Origin of the sequence: uncultured Granulicatella sp., from assembly GCF_963515615.1 — a bacterium.
Taxonomy (GTDB): Bacteria; Bacillota; Bacilli; order Lactobacillales; family Aerococcaceae; genus Granulicatella.
In genome coordinates this window covers 87,814-109,123 of sequence record NZ_CAUPZT010000001.1, presented here as the reverse complement: position 1 = coordinate 109,123, position 21,310 = coordinate 87,814, and the positions used below count along the sequence as shown (strand labels likewise).

Below are 21,310 nucleotides of genomic sequence, written 5' to 3'. Positions count from 1 at the left end.
CTTGAGTAGAAGCGCGGAATGTTTCACGGTAAGATACTTGAGGAGCACCTACGTTAGCTTCAACTTTGAATTCACGACGCATACGGTCAACGATGATATCCAAGTGTAACTCACCCATACCAGCGATAACTGTTTCACCAGTTTCTTGGTTAGTGTAAGCACGGAATGTTGGGTCTTCTTCTGCAAGTTTTTGTAAAGCAATACCCATTTTATCTTGGTCAGCTTTTGATTTTGGTTCAATCGCTACTTCGATAACTGGATCAGGGAATTCCATAGACTCTAAGATAACTTCTGCTTTTTCATCACATAATGTGTCCCCAGTAGTTGTATCTTTAAGACCTACTGCTGCAGCGATATCTCCAGAGAATACTTCAGGAATTTCTTGACGTGAGTTAGCGTGCATTTGTAAGATACGTCCTACACGTTCACGTTTACCTTTAGTTGAGTTTTTAACGTATGAACCTGATTGTAAAGTACCAGAGTACACACGGAAGAATGTTAAACGACCTACGAATGGGTCAGTCATAACTTTAAATGCTAATGCTGAGAATGGTTCTTCATCTGAAGAGTGACGTTCTGTTTCTTCATCAGTGTTAGGATCAATCCCTTTAATAGCTGGTACGTCTAATGGTGATGGTAAGTAGTCAACTACTGCATCTAACATTAATTGTACCCCTTTGTTTTTGAAAGCTGATCCACATAATACTGGATAGAATTCAGCAGCACATGTAGCTTTACGGATAGCTGCTTTTAATTCTTCTTGTGAAATTTCATCGCCTTCTAAGTAGCGTTCCATTAATTCTTCATCAGTTTCAGCTACTGCTTCCACTAATTTTTCACGCCATTCTTCTGCTAAATCTTGTAAATCTTCAGGGATATCTGTTTCTTGGATATCTGTACCTAAGTCATTTGTATAGATTTCAGCTTTCATTTTAATTAAATCGATGATTCCTGAAAATTCATCTTCAGCACCGATTGGTAATTGAATTGGGTGAGCATTTGCTTGTAAACGTTCATGAATAGTACGTACAGAATATAAGAAGTCTGCACCGATTTTATCCATTTTGTTAGCAAATACGATACGAGGAACACCATATGTTGTAGCTTGACGCCATACAGTTTCTGTTTGAGGTTCAACCCCAGACTGTGCATCAAGTACCGCTACAGCTCCATCTAATACACGTAGAGAACGTTCTACTTCAACTGTGAAGTCCACGTGCCCTGGTGTGTCGATGATATTAATACGGTGACCTTTCCATTGTGCTGTTGTAGCAGCAGATGTGATAGTAATACCACGTTCTTGTTCTTGTTCCATCCAGTCCATTTGTGAAGCACCTTCGTGAGTTTCACCAATTTTATGGATTTTACCAGTGTAATAAAGTACACGCTCAGTTGTTGTAGTTTTACCTGCGTCAATGTGAGCCATGATACCGATATTACGCGTGTTTTCAAGAGTAAATTCTCTCTTTGCCATCTTCGTTCTACACCTCTTTATTTAATAGTTAATTTATGCATAGATTAAAAAGCCCGAAGGCTTTTTGAATCTTACCAACGATAGTGAGCAAACGCTTTGTTTGCTTCTGCCATTTTATGTGTATCTTCACGTTTTTTAACAGAAGCACCTGTGTTGTTCGCTGCATCCATGATTTCACGAGCTAAACGAACTTCCATAGTGTCTTCACCACGTAAGCGTGAGTAGTTTACTAACCAACGTAAACCTAATGTAGTACGACGGTCTGAACGAACTTCAACTGGTACTTGATAGTTAGAACCACCAACACGGCGAGCTTTAACTTCTAATACTGGCATAATGTTCTTCATAGCTTGATCGAACACTTCCATTGGATCATTTCCAGTTTGTTCTTTAACGATGTCAAATGCATTGTATAAAATTGTTGCTGCTTTACCACGTTTACCATCTACCATTAAACGGTTGATTAAACGAGTAACTAATTTTGAATTATAAATTGGATCAGGCAAAACATCACGTTTTGCGACAGGACCTTTACGAGGCATTTATAATCCTCCTTTCATCATGTTGAGTTATTTATTATTATTGTTTATTGTTAGCCTAAATTATTTTTTAGGACGTTTTGTACCGTATTTAGAACGACCTTGCATACGGTTGTTAACTCCAGCAGTGTCTAATGCACCACGGATGATGTGGTAACGTACCCCTGGTAAGTCTTTTACACGTCCACCACGGATTAATACTACGCTGTGTTCTTGTAAGTTGTGACCAATACCTGGAATGTACGCAGTTACTTCGATTAAGTTTGATAAACGTACACGGGCATATTTACGTAACGCTGAGTTAGGTTTTTTAGGTGTCATAGTACCTACACGAGTACATACACCACGTTTTTGTGGAGAGTTTGTATTCGTTTGTGATTTTTTAAAGCTGTTATATCCTTTACCTAACGCTGGAGAAGCTGATTTCTCAACTGCTGATTTACGAGGTTTACGGACTAATTGGTTAATTGTTGGCATTTAGCTCTTCCTCCTTCCCTATCGGGTTCTTCTTGGTCCACACATCCTGGTGGTCCATTTTTTTGTAAAAATTAAAAGACACATAAATGTCTCTCTCAGTGGCCTTTTTACCAGTCAGCACGACTGATATGATTTCTAATCAGGAATCAGGTATAAAAGCACCTTTGACATAGTACCATAATTATTTAAATTCGTCAATGGGTGATGGCTATTTCATTTTATAGTTTTTGTATATATCTTGAACACTCCTACTTATTTTTCTTATACCAAATTACGAAACTTCTTTTACAAAACAATAGTAATTTTCTTTGGAAAGTGATGCATCAAATGTAAATCCATCTATGTCAAAATGTTGCAATGCTACTTTATCTTGAATATGATGATGCATCATCCAAGCTGCCATTTTTCCTCTAGCTTTTTTTGAAATGGTAGAATGTTGTTTTAACACTCCTTCTTTTTTCTCAAAAAAATCAACGTCTACCCACTCATAATCTTTTCTAGAAAATAACGAAGAAAACTCACTACTTGCGAGATTGATTACACACTCTCCCTTTTCAAAAGATGTTGTTATTCTTTCTTTCCAATATTTTTTTAAAGTTAGACCTTCAACCTTTAAATTCATCGTTAAATCTAATCGGTACGGCTTCACACATTCCTCTGGACTAATAGCTCCATATAATGCCGAAAGAATTCTAATATGTTTCACTGCATAATCCCGATGTTCTGTCCAATCCGCTACTTGCTTAAAACTTCGAAACGCTAATCCTTGATATAAATCCATCGCATGATATGTAACATGTTCTTTGAAATTTTGGATTTTTAACCAATTTTCTTCTAATAAGGCATCACTCACTTTTAACAACTGCTGCAATTCTTCTTTAGTAACAGTCATTAATTTAGATACAATCGCTTGACTATCTTGTGTTAACTTCCAATCTTTTTGTATAGGTAAGTCAATTACCATTTCTTTTGCAGGAGACATAATTATTTTCATCGAATCTTCCTTTCCTTTTTGTCTATTTCTATTGTAACGCAAAAAAGAAGCAAGAAACAACTCTCGTTATTTCTTACTCCTTCATTTTTCGCTCTATTATTTTAATTTCCAAATATCACGGTTATAGTCTGCAATTGTACGGTCACTTGAGAAGAAACCAGCCATTGCAATATTTGTAATTACTTTTGCAATCCAATTTTCACGATCGTGATAATCCACTAACATACGTTCTTTTGTTTGAATATAGTCTTCTAAGTCTAATAAAGTCATGAACCAGTCTTTATTGATTAATTCATTGAATAATCTTTCTAGACGTTCTTTATTTCCTAATGATACTAAAGCATCACTTACGATAAAGTCTACTAATGGACGAATCGCTTCTCTTTCATAGTATGAATGTGAATGATAATCACTATTTTCATAATGTTTAATAACAGTGTCACTATCTTCACCAAAGACATAAATATTTTCATCTCCAACTAATTCGTGGATTTCCACATTCGCTCCGTCTAATGTTCCTAATGTTAACGCACCGTTTAACATGAATTTCATATTTCCTGTTCCACTTGCTTCTTTTGAAGCTAATGAAATTTGTTCAGAAATATCCGCTGCAGGAATTAAGTGAGTTGCTGCAGTAACATTGTAGTTTTCTACCATTACAACTTGTAAGTGTGGGCTTACTTCTGGGTCATTGGCAATTAATTCAGATAAGCATAAAATTAAATGAATAATATCTTGCGCAATAACATAAGCAGGAGCAGCTTTCCCTCCAAAGATAATTGTGATTGGTTTCGCAGGAATGTTTCCATTTTTAATGTCTAAGTATTTGTAAATTACATATAATGCATTCATTTGTTGACGTTTGTATTCGTGCATACGTTTAATTTGAACGTCAAAAATTGAATCTTCTTTCACAGTTACACCTTGGTGTTCTTGTAAGAAGTGTTTCAAACGTAATTTATTATTACGTTTAATACCTTTTAATGTTTCTTGGAATTCTAAATCATGTGTATGAGCTTTTAACGCTTCTAATTTAGTTGCATCATGACGGTATTCTTTTCCAATTGTACGGTCTAATAATTTTGCTAATTCTGGGTTCGCATGCATTAACCAACGACGGAATGTAATTCCGTTTGTTTTGTTATTGAATTTCTCTGGATAAATTTCATAGAAATTCTTCAATTCACTTTGTTTTAAAATTTCTGTATGCAATGCTGCTACACCATTTACGCTATATCCATAGTGGATATCCATATTCGCCATGTGAACACGGTTATGTTCGTCAATAATGGCTACACTTGCATCATCAAATTGAGCTCTTACACGAGCATCTAATTCTTTAATAATTGGCACTAAGTGAGGTACTACTTGTTCTAAGTAATGTAAAGGCCATTTTTCTAAAGCTTCTGCTAAAATTGTATGGTTTGTATAAGCTGTCATTGAGCGAACAATTTCAACTGCTTCATCAAACTCAATTCCACGGTCGCCTAATAAGCGAATTAATTCAGGAATCACCATCGATGGGTGAGTATCATTAATTTGAACTGTTGCATATTCTGCTAAGTCATGTAAGTTACTTCCTTTAGCAACTGCTTCATCTAATAACAATTGAGCCCCATTACTTACCATGAAGTATTGTTGGTAAATACGTAATAATTCACCTTGCTCATCACTATCATCTGGATATAAGAATAATGTTAAGTTTTCAGCAATTTTTGTTTTATCAAATGTAATTGAGTCGTCACGCACTAATGATTCATCAATTGTATCTACATCGAATAAATGTAATTGGTTTTTATGAGATTGTTCATAACCTAATACATCAATATTGAACATTTTTGATTTCAATGTAAAGTTTGCAAATGGCACTTCGTATGAAACAGAAGTTGGAACTAACCAACTATCTGGAGTTAACCAGTTATTTGGCACTGCATTTTGTTGATTATCTTTGAATTTTTGTTCAAATAATCCAAAGTGATAATTTAATCCAACCCCATCCCCTGGTAAACCAAGAGTTGCAATCGAATCTAAGAAACACGCTGCCAAACGCCCTAATCCACCGTTTCCTAATGATGGTTCTAATTCAATTTCTTCGATTTCTGCTAAAGTATGTCCCTCAGCTTCTAATTCTTCTTTTACTTCATCATAAATTCCTAAATTAATTAAATTATTAGATAGTAATTTACCAATTAAAAATTCTGCAGAAATGTAATAAACTTTTTTCTTTCCTTCATTTACTGGTAATGCTGCACTTTTCTCTTTTGTATAATGTAATAAAGCTACATATACTTCTTCCTTTGAACATTCTCCTAATGATTTTTGGTAGTTACTTTCTACATATTGTTTTAATGTTTGCATTGTTTTCTCCTTCTACTTGTTAACCCTACAACTGTTCGTTTGAACGATCATATAATTCTGTAATCTCTAATAGGAAATCTTCCACTTCTTGTGTAATATCTCCTTCTTGCATTCTCCACACCCAATTTCCACCAAGAGTGCTTGGAATATTCATACGAGCTGTTGTATCCAATTGTAATAAATCTTGCATCGTTGCAATAGTCATCTTACTTACAGAACCATATAAACTTCTTAATAATGCGTAACTAATTGGCTCATCTGTACGATTTAAATAACGATTACAGAAATCACGTTCTTCATCTGTTGCAGATTCATACCAGCCTAAAACTGTATCATTATCATGCGTTCCCGTATAAGAAACAGAGTTTACCGGATAATAATGTGGTAAATCTGTGCTACTTGGTTCTGCTCCCATAAATCCAAATTCTAAAATTTTCATTCCTGGGAATCCTGTCGCTTCACGCAATTCAATAACCGCATCATCCATAAATCCTAAATCCTCGGCGATAATTGGTAAATCTCCAAGTTCATTTTTCACTGCTTCAAATAAGTCAAAACCTGGACCTTTTACCCATTCACCACCAGTAGCATCTGTTGCACCTGCTGGAATTTCCCAGTAAGCTGCAAATCCTCGGAAGTGGTCAATTCTAACTACATCAAACAATTCAAAGCTTGCTTTCAATCGTTTAATCCACCAAGTAAAGCCATCTAATTTCATCGTTCTCCAATTATAAATTGGATTTCCCCATAATTGTCCTAATGGTGAAAAACTATCTGGTGGACATCCCGCTACACAAGCCGCATTACCAACTTCATCTGTTTTGAAGTAGTGAGGTGTTGCCCACATTTCAACGCTGTCTTCTGCAACATAAATTGGCATATCTCCAATAATTTGGATATGGTGTTCATTCGCATATTTTTTCAACGCTTTCCATTGTTTATCAAATAAATATTGAGTGACACGATGATATTCTAATTTATCCGCTAATTTTTCACGGTAGTTTGCTAAAGCTTCTGGATGACGACGTTTGATTTCTTCATCCGTCCAATTAGTCCAACTCTTCATATCGAAGCTTTCTTTAATCGCCATATATTCTGCAAATGGTTCTAACCACTCTGCTTTTTCTTCCACAAAACGATGGTAATCCGTTAAATCTTCTTTTTCTAAGAAACGTTTAACGACTTTTTCTAAAATAGGTCTTCTCTTTTCATAAATTAAAGCATAATCAACAGTTGTAGAATCTTCTCCCCAATTACCTGTTAATTCTTCTTCATTTAATAAACCTTCCTGAACAAATAGATCTAAATCTAAAAAATGTGTATTTCCAGCAAATGCTGAAAAAGATTGATATGGAGAATCTCCATAACTTGTTGTTCCTAATGGAAGAATTTGCCAATAAGTTTGTTTGCTACGTACTAAAAAATCTACAAAATCATAAGCAGATTTTCCAAATGAACCAATTCCATATTTCCCCGGCAAAGAAGAAATATGCATTAACACACCAGATTGTCTTTCTTTCATAAAAATATTACCCTCTTTTCTTTATCCATCTAATTGAGTACGTAAATTCAAAACTTACGCAACCGTTTGCTTTAATACTATTAGAAAAAAAATAAAAAAGCAAGTAAAATTTCAAATTTTTATAAAAACATTTTTTAAAAGAAAACGCTTATAATAACGACTTTTTACCTATTAATAAATATAGCTTTATAAATAAACAAGATACCGTTTAAAATGTAACCGCTAAAATTTTTTTAAAAAAATTATAAAAAAAGTCTTGCAAACGATTTCCAAAAGAGGTATACTAAAGCCAGTTAAGAAATCGTTTGCGTTAACTGAATATATCTCAAGGGAGGAAAAAATAATGGCAAACACTTGGATTAAAAAATCATTCGTTGTTGGTTTAGCTGGTTTAGCATTAGCAGCTTGCGGCAGCAAATCATCAGACTCTTCAAAAGGAGGCTCTTCTGAAAGCAAGAAAGAATTCACTTTATATAGTAACAAGAGTGAAATTCAAGATGCTTTAACAGCATACGCTAAAGAATGGGGCGACAAAAACGGAGTTACAGTAAACATTAAAACATGTTCTGGTTCATGTAAAATTTCAGATCAATTAAAAACTGAATTTACTGCTGGAACTGCTCCAGACGTATTCGTAATTGAAGGTCAAGCTGGATACGACTTATGGAAAGATAACTTACAACCACTTAAAGGTGACTGGATTGACAAAACAGAATTTGAATTCAAACAAGGAAACGATGTTTACGGATTCCCAGTAGCTGTTGAAGGTTACGGTTTAGCTTACAACAAAGATGTATTATCTAAAGCTGGTATTGACCCTGCTTCATTAACTTCATTTGATGCAGTTCAAAAAGCAATGGATACATTAGAAAGCAAAAAAGATGAATTAGGTTTATCTACAGTAGTAGCAACTGCTACTAAAGAAGGTGAAACTTGGATCATGGGTATCCACGACTTCGCTGCTTACTTAAGTTCTGGTTTACCAAACGGAGACCGTACAGTTACTCAACAAGTAGTTAAAGGTGAAACTGACAAAGCTCGTTTATCTAACTATGCTGACTGGGTTGAATTATTATTCAAACATACTGAGAAAAAATTATTAACAGTTGGTACTCAAGAAGACATGGACTCTGCATTTGCTAGTGGTAAAGCAGCATTCTTACACCAAGGAAACTGGAAAGATCCTAACTTAAAACAATTAAACGCTAAATTCGAAATGGGATTCATCCCTTATCAAACTTTAGGAAAAGACAAAAATGCTGATGGATTATTCATCGGTGCTCCATCTTACTATGTAGTTAACAAAGACACTAAAGCTTTAGATTCAATCAACAAATTCTTCGCTGACTTAGTTGATACTAAAGAAGGTCAAGATTACACTGTAAACAAAGCTAACATGATTTCAGCATTCTCTACTTCTAAAGAAATGCCTAGCGCTCCATTATCTAAATTCTTAGCTGAATGGGTTGCTGCTAAAAAACCAGTTTACTCATTTGATAACCCATACTTCATGCCTGACAACTTCTTAATGGGTAAATTAGGACCAATCTTCGGACAATACGCTCAAGGTTCAATCGACAAAGCTAAATTCCAAGAATTGATCACAAATCAAATCAAAGAAGTACCAAGCTTACTTCAAAAATAACAATTAAGTATGTAACACAGGCCCACAACTACTTACAACGGTCGTTGTGGGTTTGCTGTTATTAATACCTCATCGATACATAAAAGGAGGAACCCTAACATGTCTAAGAATAAAAAAGCTCTTAGTCGTGACGATCGCGCAAGACGTACGTTTTACTGGCTTGTGCTACCGGCATTTATCATTTTCGCACTCGTAATTATTGTACCTTTCTTCTTAGGTTTCTACTATTCTCTAACAGACTGGAAGAGTGTTACTCAAACTAAAATTAACTTTGTTGGATTAAAAAACTTTACAGACAGTTTTGCCGATACTCGTTTCCAATATTCATTAATGATTACTGTTATTTTCGCATTATTTAACGTAGTCGTTGTAAACTTTGTATCATTCGGTTTAGCTTTACTAGTAGCTAGTAAAATTAAATTCAGTGAAATTTTCAGAGCTGGATTCTTTATTCCTAACCTTATCGGGGGACTTGTATTAGGGTATATCTGGCAATTCATTTATAACTCAGTATTCCCTGCTTTAGGTTCAGCTATTGGTAGTCAATTCTTAGTAGATAATCTATTTTTAGGTGACGTTAAATTAGCAGTATTAGCTTTAATTATTACGAACACATGGCAATATGCTGGTTATATTATGATGATTTACTTTGCTGCATTACAAAATGTACCTTCAAGTTTAGTAGAATCTGCTTCTCTTGATGGTGCAAATGCTTTACAAAGATTAAGACATATTATTATTCCTATGGTAATGCCTGCATTTACGGTATCACTATTCTTAACGATTACAAACTCATTTAAAATTTTCGATGTAAACTTCTCACTTACTGGTGGTGGACCATCTCTATTATGGCATGATAAAGCTATCCAAAGTACAGAGTTTATTACAATGAATATTTATAACACTGCTTCTGGAGACAACTTAATGGCACAAGGACAAGCTCGTGCAGTTATTTTATTCTTCATCTTAGTAATTATCAGTGTTGTTCAAACTTCAATCACTAAACGGAAGGAGATTGACTTATAATGAAAAACCAAAAACTCGGCTTGTTACTTTTAGAAATTTTTGGAGCTGTTTTATTCTTATTATTCTTAAGCCCAATCTTTTTATTAGTGATTAACTCAGCTAAAAGTTCTGCCGAAATCTTGGCTAGCCCATTATCATGGCCTGCAAATTTCGGTCAACTATGGACAAATGCGGTAACAATTTGGAATAATCCTTCCATTAAATACCCATCATCATTTTTTGCTTCAACAATTATTACAGTGATTTCATTAGTAACGATTACATTATTCTCAGCATTAGCTGCTTGGGGATTAGTTCGTTACCGTTCTAAACTATCAACTGTTGTATTCTTTATCTTTGTAGCATCAATGGTAATTCCTTTCCAAGTTGTAATGTATCCATTAGTAACTTGGTTCAAAATTTTAAGTGATACAATTACAAATCCTTTATTCGGATTTAGCTTATTACGTACTTATCCTGGTATCATCTTTGCTTACACTGGTTTTGGAATGTCTCTATCTGTATTTATGTTCCACGGCTTCATTAAAGGTGTTCCACTTGAAATCGAAGAAGCAGCTGAATTAGATGGATGTAATAAAATGCAAACATTCTTCTATGTTGTATTACCAATTTTAAAACCAATCTATGTAACAATTTTAATCTTAAATGGTATTTGGATTTGGAACGACTTCTTATTACCACTATTATTATTAGGTAAAGGGAATGCGATTCAAACACTTCCAATCGCAGTATCTAACTTTGCAGGATCATTTACAAAACAATGGGATATGATTTTAACATCAACTCTATTAATTATGTTACCAGTCATCATCCTATTCTTAATTGCTCAAAAACATATCATGAAAGGTATGGTTGACGGAGCTATCAAATCTTAAGATGATTATTACTCTGGGCTGGTTAACATTGTTTTCCTGCCCAGATTTTTTATATTCACACAAAAAAGGAGAATTTAAATGGCTGTCACCATTAAAGATGTTGCTCGACTGGCTGAAGTATCACCTTCAACTGTCACCCGTGTCATTCAAGATAAATCAAGTATTAGTGAAGCAACTAAAAAAAGAGTACGCCAAGCAATGGAGGCTCTTAATTACCATCCTAATTTCAATGCTCGAAGCTTGGCTAGCAATAAAACCAATGTCATCGGTGTCGTTCTACCAAGAGATACGGATGCATTTTATCAAAACTCTTTCTTCCCAGAAGTTATTCGAGGGATTTCTCAAATTGCCGCAGATCATCATTATTTGATTCAGTTATGTACAGGCAAAGACGACGAACAGCGTTTAAAAATTTTAAAAGACACCATTTTAGGGAGACGTGTTGATGGGATTATATTTCTTTACGGGGAAACAGACGATCCATTAGTGGAATTAGCAATTGAACAAGAATTCCCTAGTGTCGTAATCGGAAAATCTTTATCACCCTTTATTTCATTTGTCGATAATAATAATGAAAAAGCTGGATTCGATGCAACTGAATATATGATAAAAGAAGGATGTTCTTCTATTGCATTGATTAGCGGACGTCATCAATTATTCGTTTCGCAAGATCGTTTAATTGGGTATAAAAAAGCACTCGAACATTATGCTATTCCTATTAAAGAAGGATTAATATCTCATGTTGGGGAATTTACGAGAGAACGTGGCTATCAAACGATGAAAAGTATTATCGAACGAGAAAACATCGATGGAGTTGTAACAACCGATGCTTTAATTACAGAAGGAGCTCTTAGATACTTAAACGAGAATCAAATTTCTGTTCCAGTTCTAACATTTGACTCAAACCCTCCACTACTTCCAATGACTGCATATGTTAATATTCATACATTGGAACTTGGTAGAAGTGCCTTTCAAATGTTATTAAAGGTCATCGATTCTTATAACAATAAACAAATGATGTGTTATCGTACATTTGTTGAACATTCTATCATTAGACTATAAAAATAAGCATGAAAGTTATTTTGGGCTTTCATGCTTATTTGTTTTTAAAAGAATAACGAGATTAATGTCAAAATCGCTATCCCATCTTGTTTTAAAAGAATCATTTTATCACTCGTTACACTTCCATATAACGCTACTAAAATGATATACGCAATAAAAGAACAAGCCAAGTAATACTCGGAACTACAAAAATTGCAATAAGAATTAATACTCCTATCAATCCGTTATACACTCCTTGATTTTTAAATAGTGTAGTCACTGATGGACGGCTCAATTCTTCTTCCTGCATTTTAAAAACTCTTGCTGTATTGGAAGATGTTGTCGTTATTGTTTCCAAGTAAAAAATATAAAAAAACTCTAAAGCTACTAAAGTTCCAAGGATTATTGTTATCATTGACATGATTCATTCCTCCAAAATATATCATTTTATTAATTTAATTATATTAAACATTACTATAACCATTGTAAATCATTCTATTTTTTTGATAAAATAGTATCAATTCAAATAAGGAGGAAGATGATAAAACTATATTATGTTTAAAAAAACTTCTGTTAATTTACTAGATGGACCTATTTTACGCTCTATTATTACTTTTGCAATTCCCATCTTAATTTCAAATGTTTTTCAACAATTATATAATACTGCGGATATTATGATTGTTGGTCGTTATTTAGGACCAAATGCTCTTGCAGGTGTTGGTGCTACTGCTGCTATTTTCGAACTCGTTATCGGGTTTGCGCTTGGAGTAGGAAATGGTATGGGCGTTGTCATCGCTCGCTGTTTTGGTGCACAAGATATGACGCAATTAAAACGAGCAGTTGCTTCAACATTAGTAATTGGGCTAGCTCTTAGCTTCTTAGTTTCAACAATCGGTCACTTTGGAATGTATCCTTTATTAGGATTTTTAGGAACTCCAACTGAAATCATTGATTTATCTTATCAGTATATTCATATGATTGTCCTATGTGTAGGAGTCACATTCGCTTATAATCTCTGCGCTGGTTTACTTCGTGCAGTTGGAGATAGTCAAGCAGCATTATATTTTTTAATATTTTCTGCTATTGTTAATATTATTTTAGATTTATTCTTTATTACTCAATTACACTTAGGTGTGCAATCAGCAGGTTTAGCTACGATTATTTCTCAGGGACTTTCTGCTATTCTTTGTTATTTTTATATTCGAAAAAGAGCCAATTTCTTATTGCCACAGCGAAAACATTTTATATGGGATAAAGAATTGTATCTTGATTTATTAGGACAAGGTCTAGCAATGGGACTAATGACTTCAATTGTTTCTATTGGAACAGTAACCTTACAAACTTCTATTAATGCGCTAGGAGCAACCATCATTAGTGCTCAAACTTCTGCTAGAAGAATTATGTCGTTTTCAATGCTACCTGTTTCAGCGATTGCATCATCTTTAACAACCTTTACTTCTCAAAATTTAGGAGCGAATCGTCCTCAAAGAATTCAACGAGGCATTTATTTAGGAAGTATGGTTGCAATTGTATGGACAATCTTTGTTGCTATTACATTATTTTTTGCCAGTCCATCATTAAACGAATTGATTTCTGGTTCGACTGATCCTGAGCTAATCTCGAACGCATCTCTTTATAATCGAATTAGTTCATCATTTTATCCAGTATTAGCCGTTTTACTAGTCCTTCGAAATAGTTTACAAGGATTAGGACAAAAAATTACGCCTTTAATTTCAAGTTTCATTGAATTATTTGGGAAAATTTTATTTGTACTCTTCATTATTCCTTCAACTGGATATATGGGAGTTATTTTCTGCGAACCACTTATTTGGGTTCCAATGACGATTCAGTTATATTATTCTTATAAACATCAACCGATTATTCAATCATTAAAAAACGCATCGTATTCTTAAGACGAGATGCGTTTTTTATTATTATTTCTTATATTCTTTTAACGTTTTTTTCAATATCAACATTGCTACTATTAAACTAGCAAAAGCTAATCCTAGTATACCTCCATTAAAACTTTCTCCAGTTTGAGGTAGTCGTGGAACTTTCATTTCCTCCGTTGTTGTTTCTAGAATAGTATTTTCTGGTTCCTTTGGTTCTTCTTGTGTAGTTTCTTCTTTCGGTTCTTCAGAAACTTTTGGTTTTTCCTTTTTAGGAATATCTATAACTGGCGGAATATCTTTGATTTGTTCTTCTTTATATTCTGGACGATCAAAGACTAATGGATCTCCTTTTTCATGAATTTCGGGAGTAATCTTACCTTCTGAAACCTCTTCTTTCTTATGTACTTCTGGTATTCCGACTTCGTAAGTAAATTCTGGCTTTTCTAATATTTCAGGAACACCCTTTTCTGATTCATATGTTCCATAAAATCTAATAGTTTGATAAACTCGGGATAATGTCTTTCCTGTTTTTTTATCCTTAAAATTTACTTTACGAGTTACTTCTTTTTCATACTCCTTTGGTTTGGTATTGACTGCCGTATCTGGTGCTTTTATTCTAGTAGCTAACACTCCATCTTCATCCATAAATTGCTCTCCATAAGGAAATTGATTAATAAACGCCTTATTTACAGCTATTTCAACTGAATGCAGTTTATCCGTATTATTTTCCTGTGCGCTAACAATATGTGAAGTATACAATCCACCGAATATCGTTGTTGCTAAAACTATTTTTATCATTTTACTTTTTTTCATTTTAAAATACCCACTTTATCTTTAGAAATTCTCCCCATAGCCTTTTTCATATTTAGCTTTATTATACTACTACGAGAATTCGCTTTCAACATCCCTACATTCAATTATTTCTTCCCTTTGTGTGAAAAATCCTAAAATAAAAAAGCCTCCCTTAGGAGACTTCAATACTTATTTATCCGGAATAACTTTAAATAGATAATACGTAATAAATACCGTTAATAAACCTAGACCGATTTTTACATAAATAATTGGGGCAAAATAAATAGAAATCCCCATTAAAATGTAAATATAAATAATAATTTTCTTTTTACGAGATCTTGCTATGGATTTGGTTTCTAAATAATCCGATACATAAATTCGGTATAATTTCGTATTGGCAAACCATTCTTCAAATCTTTTGGAACTTTTTGAGAAACAGAATACCGTTAATAATAAAAAGGGTGTCGTTGGCAAAACTGGAAGGACGATTCCTATAACCCCTAATGCTAATGAAATCCATGCTACAATAAAATAAAATCCTCTCATATTTCCTCCTTAATTCATTCGTTCTAATACAGCTACTGTTTCAATCGCTGTCGTCATTGGGAACATATCCACTGGTTGAGCATACAGTGCCTGATACCCTTTTTCTTGGAATAATACTAAATCACGTGCTAATGTTGCTGGATTACAGCTAACGTACACGATTTTTCTAGCTTTAGTTTTAACAGCTGCATCAATAAATGCTCCATCTAATCCTTTTCTCGGTGGATCGACTACAATCACATCTGGTTGTAATCCTGAATCTACCCAAGTCGGCATGACTTTTTCAGCCGCTCCCACTTCGAATGTTACATTTTCAATCTGATTGATTCGTGCATTTTCTTTCGCCATTTGAATGGCATCCGGTACAATTTCCATGGCATAAACTTTTTTAGCACGTTTAGCAAAAGCTAAACTCATTGTTCCGATTCCACAATAAGCGTCCACTACCGTTTCATCTCCAGTTAATCCAGCTGCTTGAATGGCTTCATGATACAACACTTCCGTTTGAATCGTATTAACTTGGAAAAATGAACGAGAACTAATCGTAAAAGTAAATTCCATTAATGCTTCTTGGAAAGCATCTTCTCCAAATAATACTTTCTTTTGAGAACCCATAATCACATTTGATTGATGAGGTTGAATATTTTGGACAATCGACACCACTTCTGGTAATTGCTGGGTAATTTGCTCTACAACTGCCTCTTTTTGAACAAACTTCTCTGTACGAGTAACTAAAATAATCATCACTTGAGAAGTGCGCAATCCTCTACGTACAATTATATGACGTAAATCGCCGGTATGTTTTTCTTCATCATAAGCTTCAATCGCATATTTCCGTAAAATATCTCTGACTACTAAAATGATACGATCAATTTCTGGATCTTGAATATGAAAATCTTCAATTGGAACTAAGTCGTGTGAGTTTTTCTTGAAAAATCCTGTCGTTAATAAGCCATCTACCATTCTAACAGGAATTTGAGCTTTATTCCGATATCCAAATGGATGTTCCATTCCAATTGTTGGACGAACTTCTAACTCTGGCATTTTCGCAATTGTATTCATGACATGTTTCACTTGTTTTTGTTTAAACGCTAATTGAGCTTTATATTTCATATGTTGTAAAGGCATTGTTCCGACTCGAGTTCCATTTGGATTAACTAATGGAATACGGTCAGGACTCGTAGATACCCATTCGACAACTTTGGCATAACCAAATTTTTTCCCAATTTTTAAAACATGCACTACTACTTTTTCCCCTGGTAGAGCATTTTCAATAAAAAGAGGGAATCCATCGACTTTCGCAACACCCATTCCTTCATACGTTAAATCATCAATTTGTACTTCTATACGGTCATTTTTTTTCATCTCTATCCTCACTCACTACTATTTGTCTGATTTATTATAGCTTATTTTTGGATAATTTTATAGTCCAGTGAGAAATTCAAACTAAAAAAAGGTATTTTGACTATAAAGTCAAAACACCTAATTCGTAACGCTCTCTCATTATATCCATTCCAAAAGAATGGACTTTCTACTGTAGTATTAATAGGCATGAGACCGACAGGGCTGCTGCCGTCCTTTATACTACAGTGCAAAAGTCTAATTCGCTCTTATACCGCTTTTCTTGCTAGTTTTGCTAAAAACATTTCTTTTCGTGTTGGATTTAATACAATTAAGTTTACTAAGAATAAGCCTACTAACCAAGCTAATGCTACACCAATTGTTTCAAAACTTAATTCGAAACTTTCTTTAGTAAAGAAGTCTACATAAACTCCCATAAATGTATAATGAGCAATTTTTGAAGCAGTCTCACTTAATCCAGAGAACAATGGTAAGAATGAAATAGCCATCATAGGTACTAAACCATTCACTTGCGCTTGTGATTGAGTATTAGAAAGAGAGGCAATCAATAAGTTTAATAAAACAATACATAGTCCCACAACAATCGCTACTACATAATATTCACCTGAATGTTTTCCAAAGTCAGCATCTACAATCATTGGAAAACTTACAATTGTTACAAGCCCAACAACGACTGGATAAAATAGTGCAGATAATAAATACTCACCATTTCTAACACCACTGAGTAATAAAGATTTTAAGTTTTTCTTTTCCTTATCTTCTGCAATTGTTAAAGAAGTTAAACTTCCTAGAGAAACTGAGAATGCTAATGATAAACACATGAATACCATATATGAAGCATGTTGTCCATCCGCATTCATAAATTGGTTATATAACACTAACAATCCATACGGTAATAAAATCGTTGCTAATAAAGTGGTGTTACTTAATAATACTTGTGTGCGTAGCCAAACTAAGGCAGTTAATCGTTTAATCATTTAATTTCTCTCCTGTCAATTGAATAAATATTTCTTCTAATGTTGGTTCACATGAGTGAATCGCAACAACTTGTGCTAAATCTGTTTGTCCTAATTCTTCAAAAGTAATTTGTGTTTGTGTTTCATCTGCGAATGTTAATTGAACTTTTTTCTCGTGATTATATTTTTGAATAATCGAAGCAGGTGTTCCATATTCAATTAAATGTCCTCTATTTAGTAAACTTAGACGGTCACATAATAATGTTGCTTCGTTCATATCGTGTGTTGTTAAGAAAATCGTTGTTCCTGCTTCTTTCAGATCTAATAATAATTCATGGATTTTCTTAGAAGTAGTTGGATCTAATCCGCTTGTTGGTTCATCTAAAAATAATACTTGTGGTTTATTGATTAAAGCTCTTGCTAGAAACATTCGTTGTTTCATTCCTGTTGATAGTTTTTCGGCTGCTAAGTTCTTACTATCATATAAATCAACTTGTTTTAACACTTCATCTACTCGCGCATTTGGTTTTCCATATAATTTTGCATAAGCTTGTAAATTTTTATAGAGACTTAGTTTTTCATAAAATCCACTCGTATCACTCACTAATCCGATTTGTTCTAAATCTGCTGGAGTTAGCTTTTCTGATACTTTTCCTAACAATTCTGTTTGCCCGCTATCGGCATTTAATTGCCCCGTTAAAATTTTAATCATTGTTGTTTTCCCTGAACCAGATGGCCCTAAGAATCCGAAAATTTCTCCTTTATTAACTTCAAAAGAAATTTCTTCTAAAGCTACTTTTTGTCCAAATTTTTTTGTTACATTTTTTACGATAATCATGTTTATCCCCTCTTTACTGATTTCCTAACTGATGAATTCATTATAGAAAATTTTTCTTTGTTCCAGTAGTGCCTTAAGTCACTACCTACCATGACTTTCGTCACAATTCTTGATGACTTTTAGCATTTTACAATGGCTGTAATCCTAATAAAGCTACAATGATACAAATAATGAAGAACACACCTCCTAAAATACTTGAGAATGCAACTTTGTATGTTCCTTTTGCCGTACGATTTTCTTGTACATATTGAGTGATTTGCTTACGATTCATTCCTAATAAAATTACAGAAGCAGCTGCTGCAATAGACATAATCGTTAAACTAATCGTTTCTGCTTGTGCTTCTCCAACCATACTTGTCATGAAAGTTCCTAAAATTAAATTGAACCCAAAGTTATTTAAAATATGGAAGAAAACCGCCCATCCAAAACTATATTCAATTGCGATATACGCTAACATAATTCCTACTAAGAAAGCGAACACCCCTTGAACAAAATTCATATGGAAAAATCCAAATACAATTGCTGAAAAAATAATACTAAATACTTTACCATATTTTTGTAATCGATAAGCAATTCCACCACGCATCACTAATTCTTCAACTAGCGGTCCCATAAATGCTGCATATAAGAAATACATGCTTGAATGATGTCCAACAGTTGCTAACTCAACTTCTTTTTTAGCACTGAAACCAATCACATTCAAAGCTACTTCAAAAATATTCGCTACTTGATTAAATACAAATTGGCATCCTAATAATAAAACAATAATGATAGCTACTTGTTTAAGACTCAACTTTTGATGATGCGTTTTAACAGTTGGTAGAAAGGCAATCTTTTGTTTTTTATAAAATACTAAAATGGCGATTGCTGAGCCAAAAATATTTCCAGCATCTGTAATATTTTGAACCAGCTCTTCCGTTACAAAGTCTAATGGTAGGAGCCTTAACACTTCCGCTACAACTGAAAAACCAAAAACAACTCCAAGGAAAATCCCTAAATAGATTAACAATTGTTTAAAGATTTGCCTAATACTCTCCTTTAATTCCTGTTTCTGACTGATCAAGTTCTCTTTTACTTGTAACTTATATTCGTTTGTCATTTGATATTCCTCATTTCTTTTATCTCTTACTGATGAATTCATTATAGGAAAAATTTCTTCTTCTCAGTAGTGCCTAGAGTCACTACCTACCATGACTTTCGTCATGACTTCTCATGCAAATCGTCACGACAAAAAAGCATACCGAAATCGGTATGCCTTTCCTATGATCTATTTAACTTTCTACCATAATGTGCCTCGATACGATAATACAATTATACTACAGTAAGAAAGTCTAGTTTGCTCTCTATACAGCTTTTCTTGTTAGTTTTGCTAAGAACATTTCTTTTCGTGTTGGATTTAATACAATTAAGTTTACTAAGAATAAGCCTACTAACCAAGCTAATGCTACACCAATTGTTTCAAAACTTAATTCGAAACTTTCTTTAGTAAAGAAGTCTACATAAACTCCCATAAATGTATAATGAGCAATTTTTGAAGCAGTCTCACTTAATCCAGAGAACAATGGTAAGAATGAAATAGCCATCATAGGTACTAAACCATTCACTTGCGCTTGTGATTGAGTATTAGAAAGAGAGGCAATCAATAAGTTTAATAAAACAATACATAGTCCCACAACAATCGCTACTACATAATATTCACCTGAATGTTTTCCAAAGTCAGCATCTACAATCATTGGAAAACTTACAATTGTTACAAGCCCAACAACGACTGGATAAAATAGTGCAGATAATAAATACTCACCATTTCTAACACCACTGAGTAATAAAGATTTTAAGTTTTTCTTTTCCTTATCTTCTGCAATTGTTAAAGAAGTTAAACTTCCTAGAGAAACTGAGAATGCTAATGATAAACACATGAATACCATATATGAAGCATGTTGTCCATCCGCATTCATAAATTGGTTATATAACACTAACAATCCATACGGTAATAAAATCGTTGCTAATAAAGTGGTGTTACTTAATAATACTTGTGTGCGTAGCCAAACTAAGGCAGTTAATCGTTTAATCATTTAATTTCTCTCCTGTCAATTGAATAAATATTTCTTCTAATGTTGGTTCACATGAGTGAATCGCAACAACTTGTGCTAAATCTGTTTGTCCTAATTCTTCAAAAGTAATTTGTGTTTGTGTTTCATCTGCGAATGTTAATTGAACTTTTTTCTCGTGATTATATTTTTGAATAATCGAAGCAGGTGTTCCATATTCAATTAAATGTCCTCTATTTAGTAAACTTAGACGGTCACATAATAATGTTGCTTCGTTCATATCGTGTGTTGTTAAGAAAATCGTTGTTCCTGCTTCTTTCAGATCTAATAATAATTCATGGATTTTCTTAGAAGTAGTTGGATCTAATCCGCTTGTTGGTTCATCTAAAAATAATACTTGTGGTTTATTGATTAAAGCTCTTGCTAGAAACATTCGTTGTTTCATTCCTGTTGATAGTTTTTCGGCTGCTAAGTTCTTACTATCATATAAATCAACTTGTTTTAACACTTCATCTACTCGCGCATTTGGTTTTCCATATAATTTTGCATAAGCTTGTAAATTTTTATAGAGACTTAGTTTTTCATAAAATCCACTCGTATCACTCACTAATCCGATTTGTTCTAAATCTGCTGGAGTTAGCTTTTCTGATACTTTTCCTAACAATTCTGTTTGCCCGCTATCGGCATTTAATTGCCCCGTTAAAATTTTAATCATTGTTGTTTTCCCTGAACCAGATGGCCCTAAGAATCCGAAAATTTCTCCTTTATTAACTTCAAAAGAAATTTCTTCTAAAGCTACTTTTTGTCCAAATTTTTTTGTTACATTTTTTACGATAATCATGTTTATCCCCTCTTTACTGATTTCCTAACTGATGAATTCATTATAGAAAATTTTTCTTTGTTCCAGTAGTGCCTTAAGTCACTA

19 protein-coding genes and 1 pseudogene are annotated in these 21,310 nt (G+C 33.7%); 5 read left to right on the top strand and 15 right to left on the bottom strand.

Annotated elements, in window-relative coordinates; translation table 11 throughout:
• The 6 genes from fusA to malQ form a co-directional block, all read right to left on the bottom strand.
• The coding region (gene fusA / locus RYL55_RS00550) for an elongation factor G (protein WP_315006322.1) at window positions 1-1,474 on the bottom strand (1,474 nt) is incomplete at its 3' end.
• 71 nt (window positions 1,475-1,545) lie between these two features.
• Entirely contained in the window at window positions 1,546-2,016 is a 471-nt protein-coding gene (gene rpsG, locus RYL55_RS00545; RefSeq protein ID WP_227931867.1) for a 30S ribosomal protein S7, read from the bottom strand.
• Window positions 2,017-2,076: 60 nt separating this feature from the next.
• Entirely contained in the window at window positions 2,077-2,490 is a 414-nt protein-coding gene (gene rpsL / locus RYL55_RS00540; RefSeq protein ID WP_005607493.1) for a 30S ribosomal protein S12, read from the bottom strand.
• 271 nt (window positions 2,491-2,761) lie between these two features.
• Entirely contained in the window at window positions 2,762-3,484 is a 723-nt protein-coding gene (gene yaaA / locus RYL55_RS00535) for a peroxide stress protein YaaA (protein WP_315006319.1), read from the bottom strand.
• Between the two features lie 96 nt (window positions 3,485-3,580).
• Window positions 3,581-5,842: a glycogen/starch/alpha-glucan phosphorylase gene (locus RYL55_RS00530; RefSeq protein WP_315006317.1), complete on the bottom strand. Its 2,262-nt coding sequence runs from the start codon at window positions 5,840-5,842 to the stop codon at window positions 3,581-3,583.
• A gap of 25 nt (window positions 5,843-5,867) precedes the next feature.
• On the bottom strand, window positions 5,868-7,364 hold the full coding sequence (gene malQ / locus RYL55_RS00525) for a 4-alpha-glucanotransferase (RefSeq protein ID WP_315006315.1): 1,497 nt from the start codon (window positions 7,362-7,364) through the stop codon (window positions 5,868-5,870).
• Window positions 7,365-7,707: 343 nt separating this feature from the next.
• Here malQ and RYL55_RS00520 point away from each other — a divergent pair, with 343 nt between their 5' ends.
• The 4 genes from RYL55_RS00520 (at window position 7,708) to RYL55_RS00505 (ending at window position 11,972) form a co-directional block, all read left to right on the top strand.
• The gene (locus RYL55_RS00520) at window positions 7,708-9,009 is read left to right on the top strand and encodes an extracellular solute-binding protein (protein ID WP_315006313.1); all 1,302 of its coding nucleotides are present in this window, start codon (window positions 7,708-7,710) and stop codon (window positions 9,007-9,009) included.
• 99 nt (window positions 9,010-9,108) lie between these two features.
• Window positions 9,109-10,035 carry a sugar ABC transporter permease gene (locus RYL55_RS00515; protein WP_315006311.1) on the top strand — a complete coding sequence of 309 codons (927 nt, stop codon included), beginning with the start codon at window positions 9,109-9,111 and terminating at the stop codon, window positions 10,033-10,035.
• On the top strand, window positions 10,035-10,910 hold the full coding sequence (locus RYL55_RS00510; RefSeq protein WP_315006309.1) for a carbohydrate ABC transporter permease: 876 nt from the start codon (window positions 10,035-10,037) through the stop codon (window positions 10,908-10,910). The genes RYL55_RS00515 and RYL55_RS00510 overlap by 1 nt, the downstream gene beginning before the upstream one ends.
• Window positions 10,911-10,988: 78 nt before the next feature.
• Entirely contained in the window at window positions 10,989-11,972 is a 984-nt protein-coding gene (locus RYL55_RS00505) for a LacI family DNA-binding transcriptional regulator (RefSeq protein WP_315006306.1), read from the top strand.
• Window positions 11,973-12,016: 44 nt separating this feature from the next.
• On the opposite strand, the pseudogene RYL55_RS00500 reads toward RYL55_RS00505, so the two are convergent.
• Window positions 12,017-12,372 (bottom strand): annotated as a pseudogene (locus tag RYL55_RS00500) (DUF1304 domain-containing protein).
• Window positions 12,373-12,505: 133 nt separating this feature from the next.
• Here RYL55_RS00500 and RYL55_RS00495 point away from each other — a divergent pair.
• On the top strand, window positions 12,506-13,864 hold the full coding sequence (locus RYL55_RS00495) for an MATE family efflux transporter (RefSeq protein ID WP_315006304.1): 1,359 nt from the start codon (window positions 12,506-12,508) through the stop codon (window positions 13,862-13,864).
• A 21-nt stretch (window positions 13,865-13,885) separates the two neighbouring features.
• On the opposite strand, the gene RYL55_RS00490 is transcribed toward RYL55_RS00495, so the two are convergent.
• From RYL55_RS00490 to RYL55_RS00455, 8 genes are all read right to left on the bottom strand, one after another.
• Window positions 13,886-14,656, bottom strand: a complete 771-nt coding sequence (locus RYL55_RS00490; RefSeq protein ID WP_315006302.1) for an LPXTG cell wall anchor domain-containing protein — start codon at window positions 14,654-14,656, stop codon at window positions 13,886-13,888.
• Window positions 14,657-14,824: 168 nt separating this feature from the next.
• Window positions 14,825-15,181, bottom strand: coding sequence for a YbaN family protein (locus RYL55_RS00485; protein WP_315006300.1), 357 nt, complete (start codon window positions 15,179-15,181; stop codon window positions 14,825-14,827).
• Window positions 15,182-15,190: 9 nt separating this feature from the next.
• On the bottom strand, window positions 15,191-16,546 hold the full coding sequence (gene rlmD / locus RYL55_RS00480) for a 23S rRNA (uracil(1939)-C(5))-methyltransferase RlmD (RefSeq protein ID WP_315006298.1): 1,356 nt from the start codon (window positions 16,544-16,546) through the stop codon (window positions 15,191-15,193).
• 245 nt (window positions 16,547-16,791) lie between these two features.
• Window positions 16,792-17,520, bottom strand: a complete 729-nt coding sequence (locus RYL55_RS00475) for an ABC transporter permease (RefSeq protein ID WP_315006296.1) — start codon at window positions 17,518-17,520, stop codon at window positions 16,792-16,794.
• On the bottom strand, window positions 17,513-18,337 hold the full coding sequence (locus tag RYL55_RS00470; protein ID WP_315006291.1) for an ABC transporter ATP-binding protein: 825 nt from the start codon (window positions 18,335-18,337) through the stop codon (window positions 17,513-17,515). Before RYL55_RS00470 ends, RYL55_RS00475 begins: the two co-directional genes overlap by 8 nt.
• A gap of 127 nt (window positions 18,338-18,464) precedes the next feature.
• Window positions 18,465-19,436 carry a CPBP family intramembrane glutamic endopeptidase gene (locus tag RYL55_RS00465; RefSeq protein ID WP_315006294.1) on the bottom strand — a complete coding sequence of 324 codons (972 nt, stop codon included), beginning with the start codon at window positions 19,434-19,436 and terminating at the stop codon, window positions 18,465-18,467.
• Between the two features lie 244 nt (window positions 19,437-19,680).
• Window positions 19,681-20,409 (bottom strand): ABC transporter permease, encoded by a 729-nt coding sequence (locus RYL55_RS00460; RefSeq protein WP_315006292.1) that lies wholly within the window; start codon window positions 20,407-20,409, stop codon window positions 19,681-19,683.
• Window positions 20,402-21,226, bottom strand: a complete 825-nt coding sequence (locus RYL55_RS00455; RefSeq protein ID WP_315006291.1) for an ABC transporter ATP-binding protein — start codon at window positions 21,224-21,226, stop codon at window positions 20,402-20,404. Before RYL55_RS00455 ends, RYL55_RS00460 begins: the two co-directional genes overlap by 8 nt.
• Window positions 21,227-21,310: the final 84 nt, after the last annotated feature.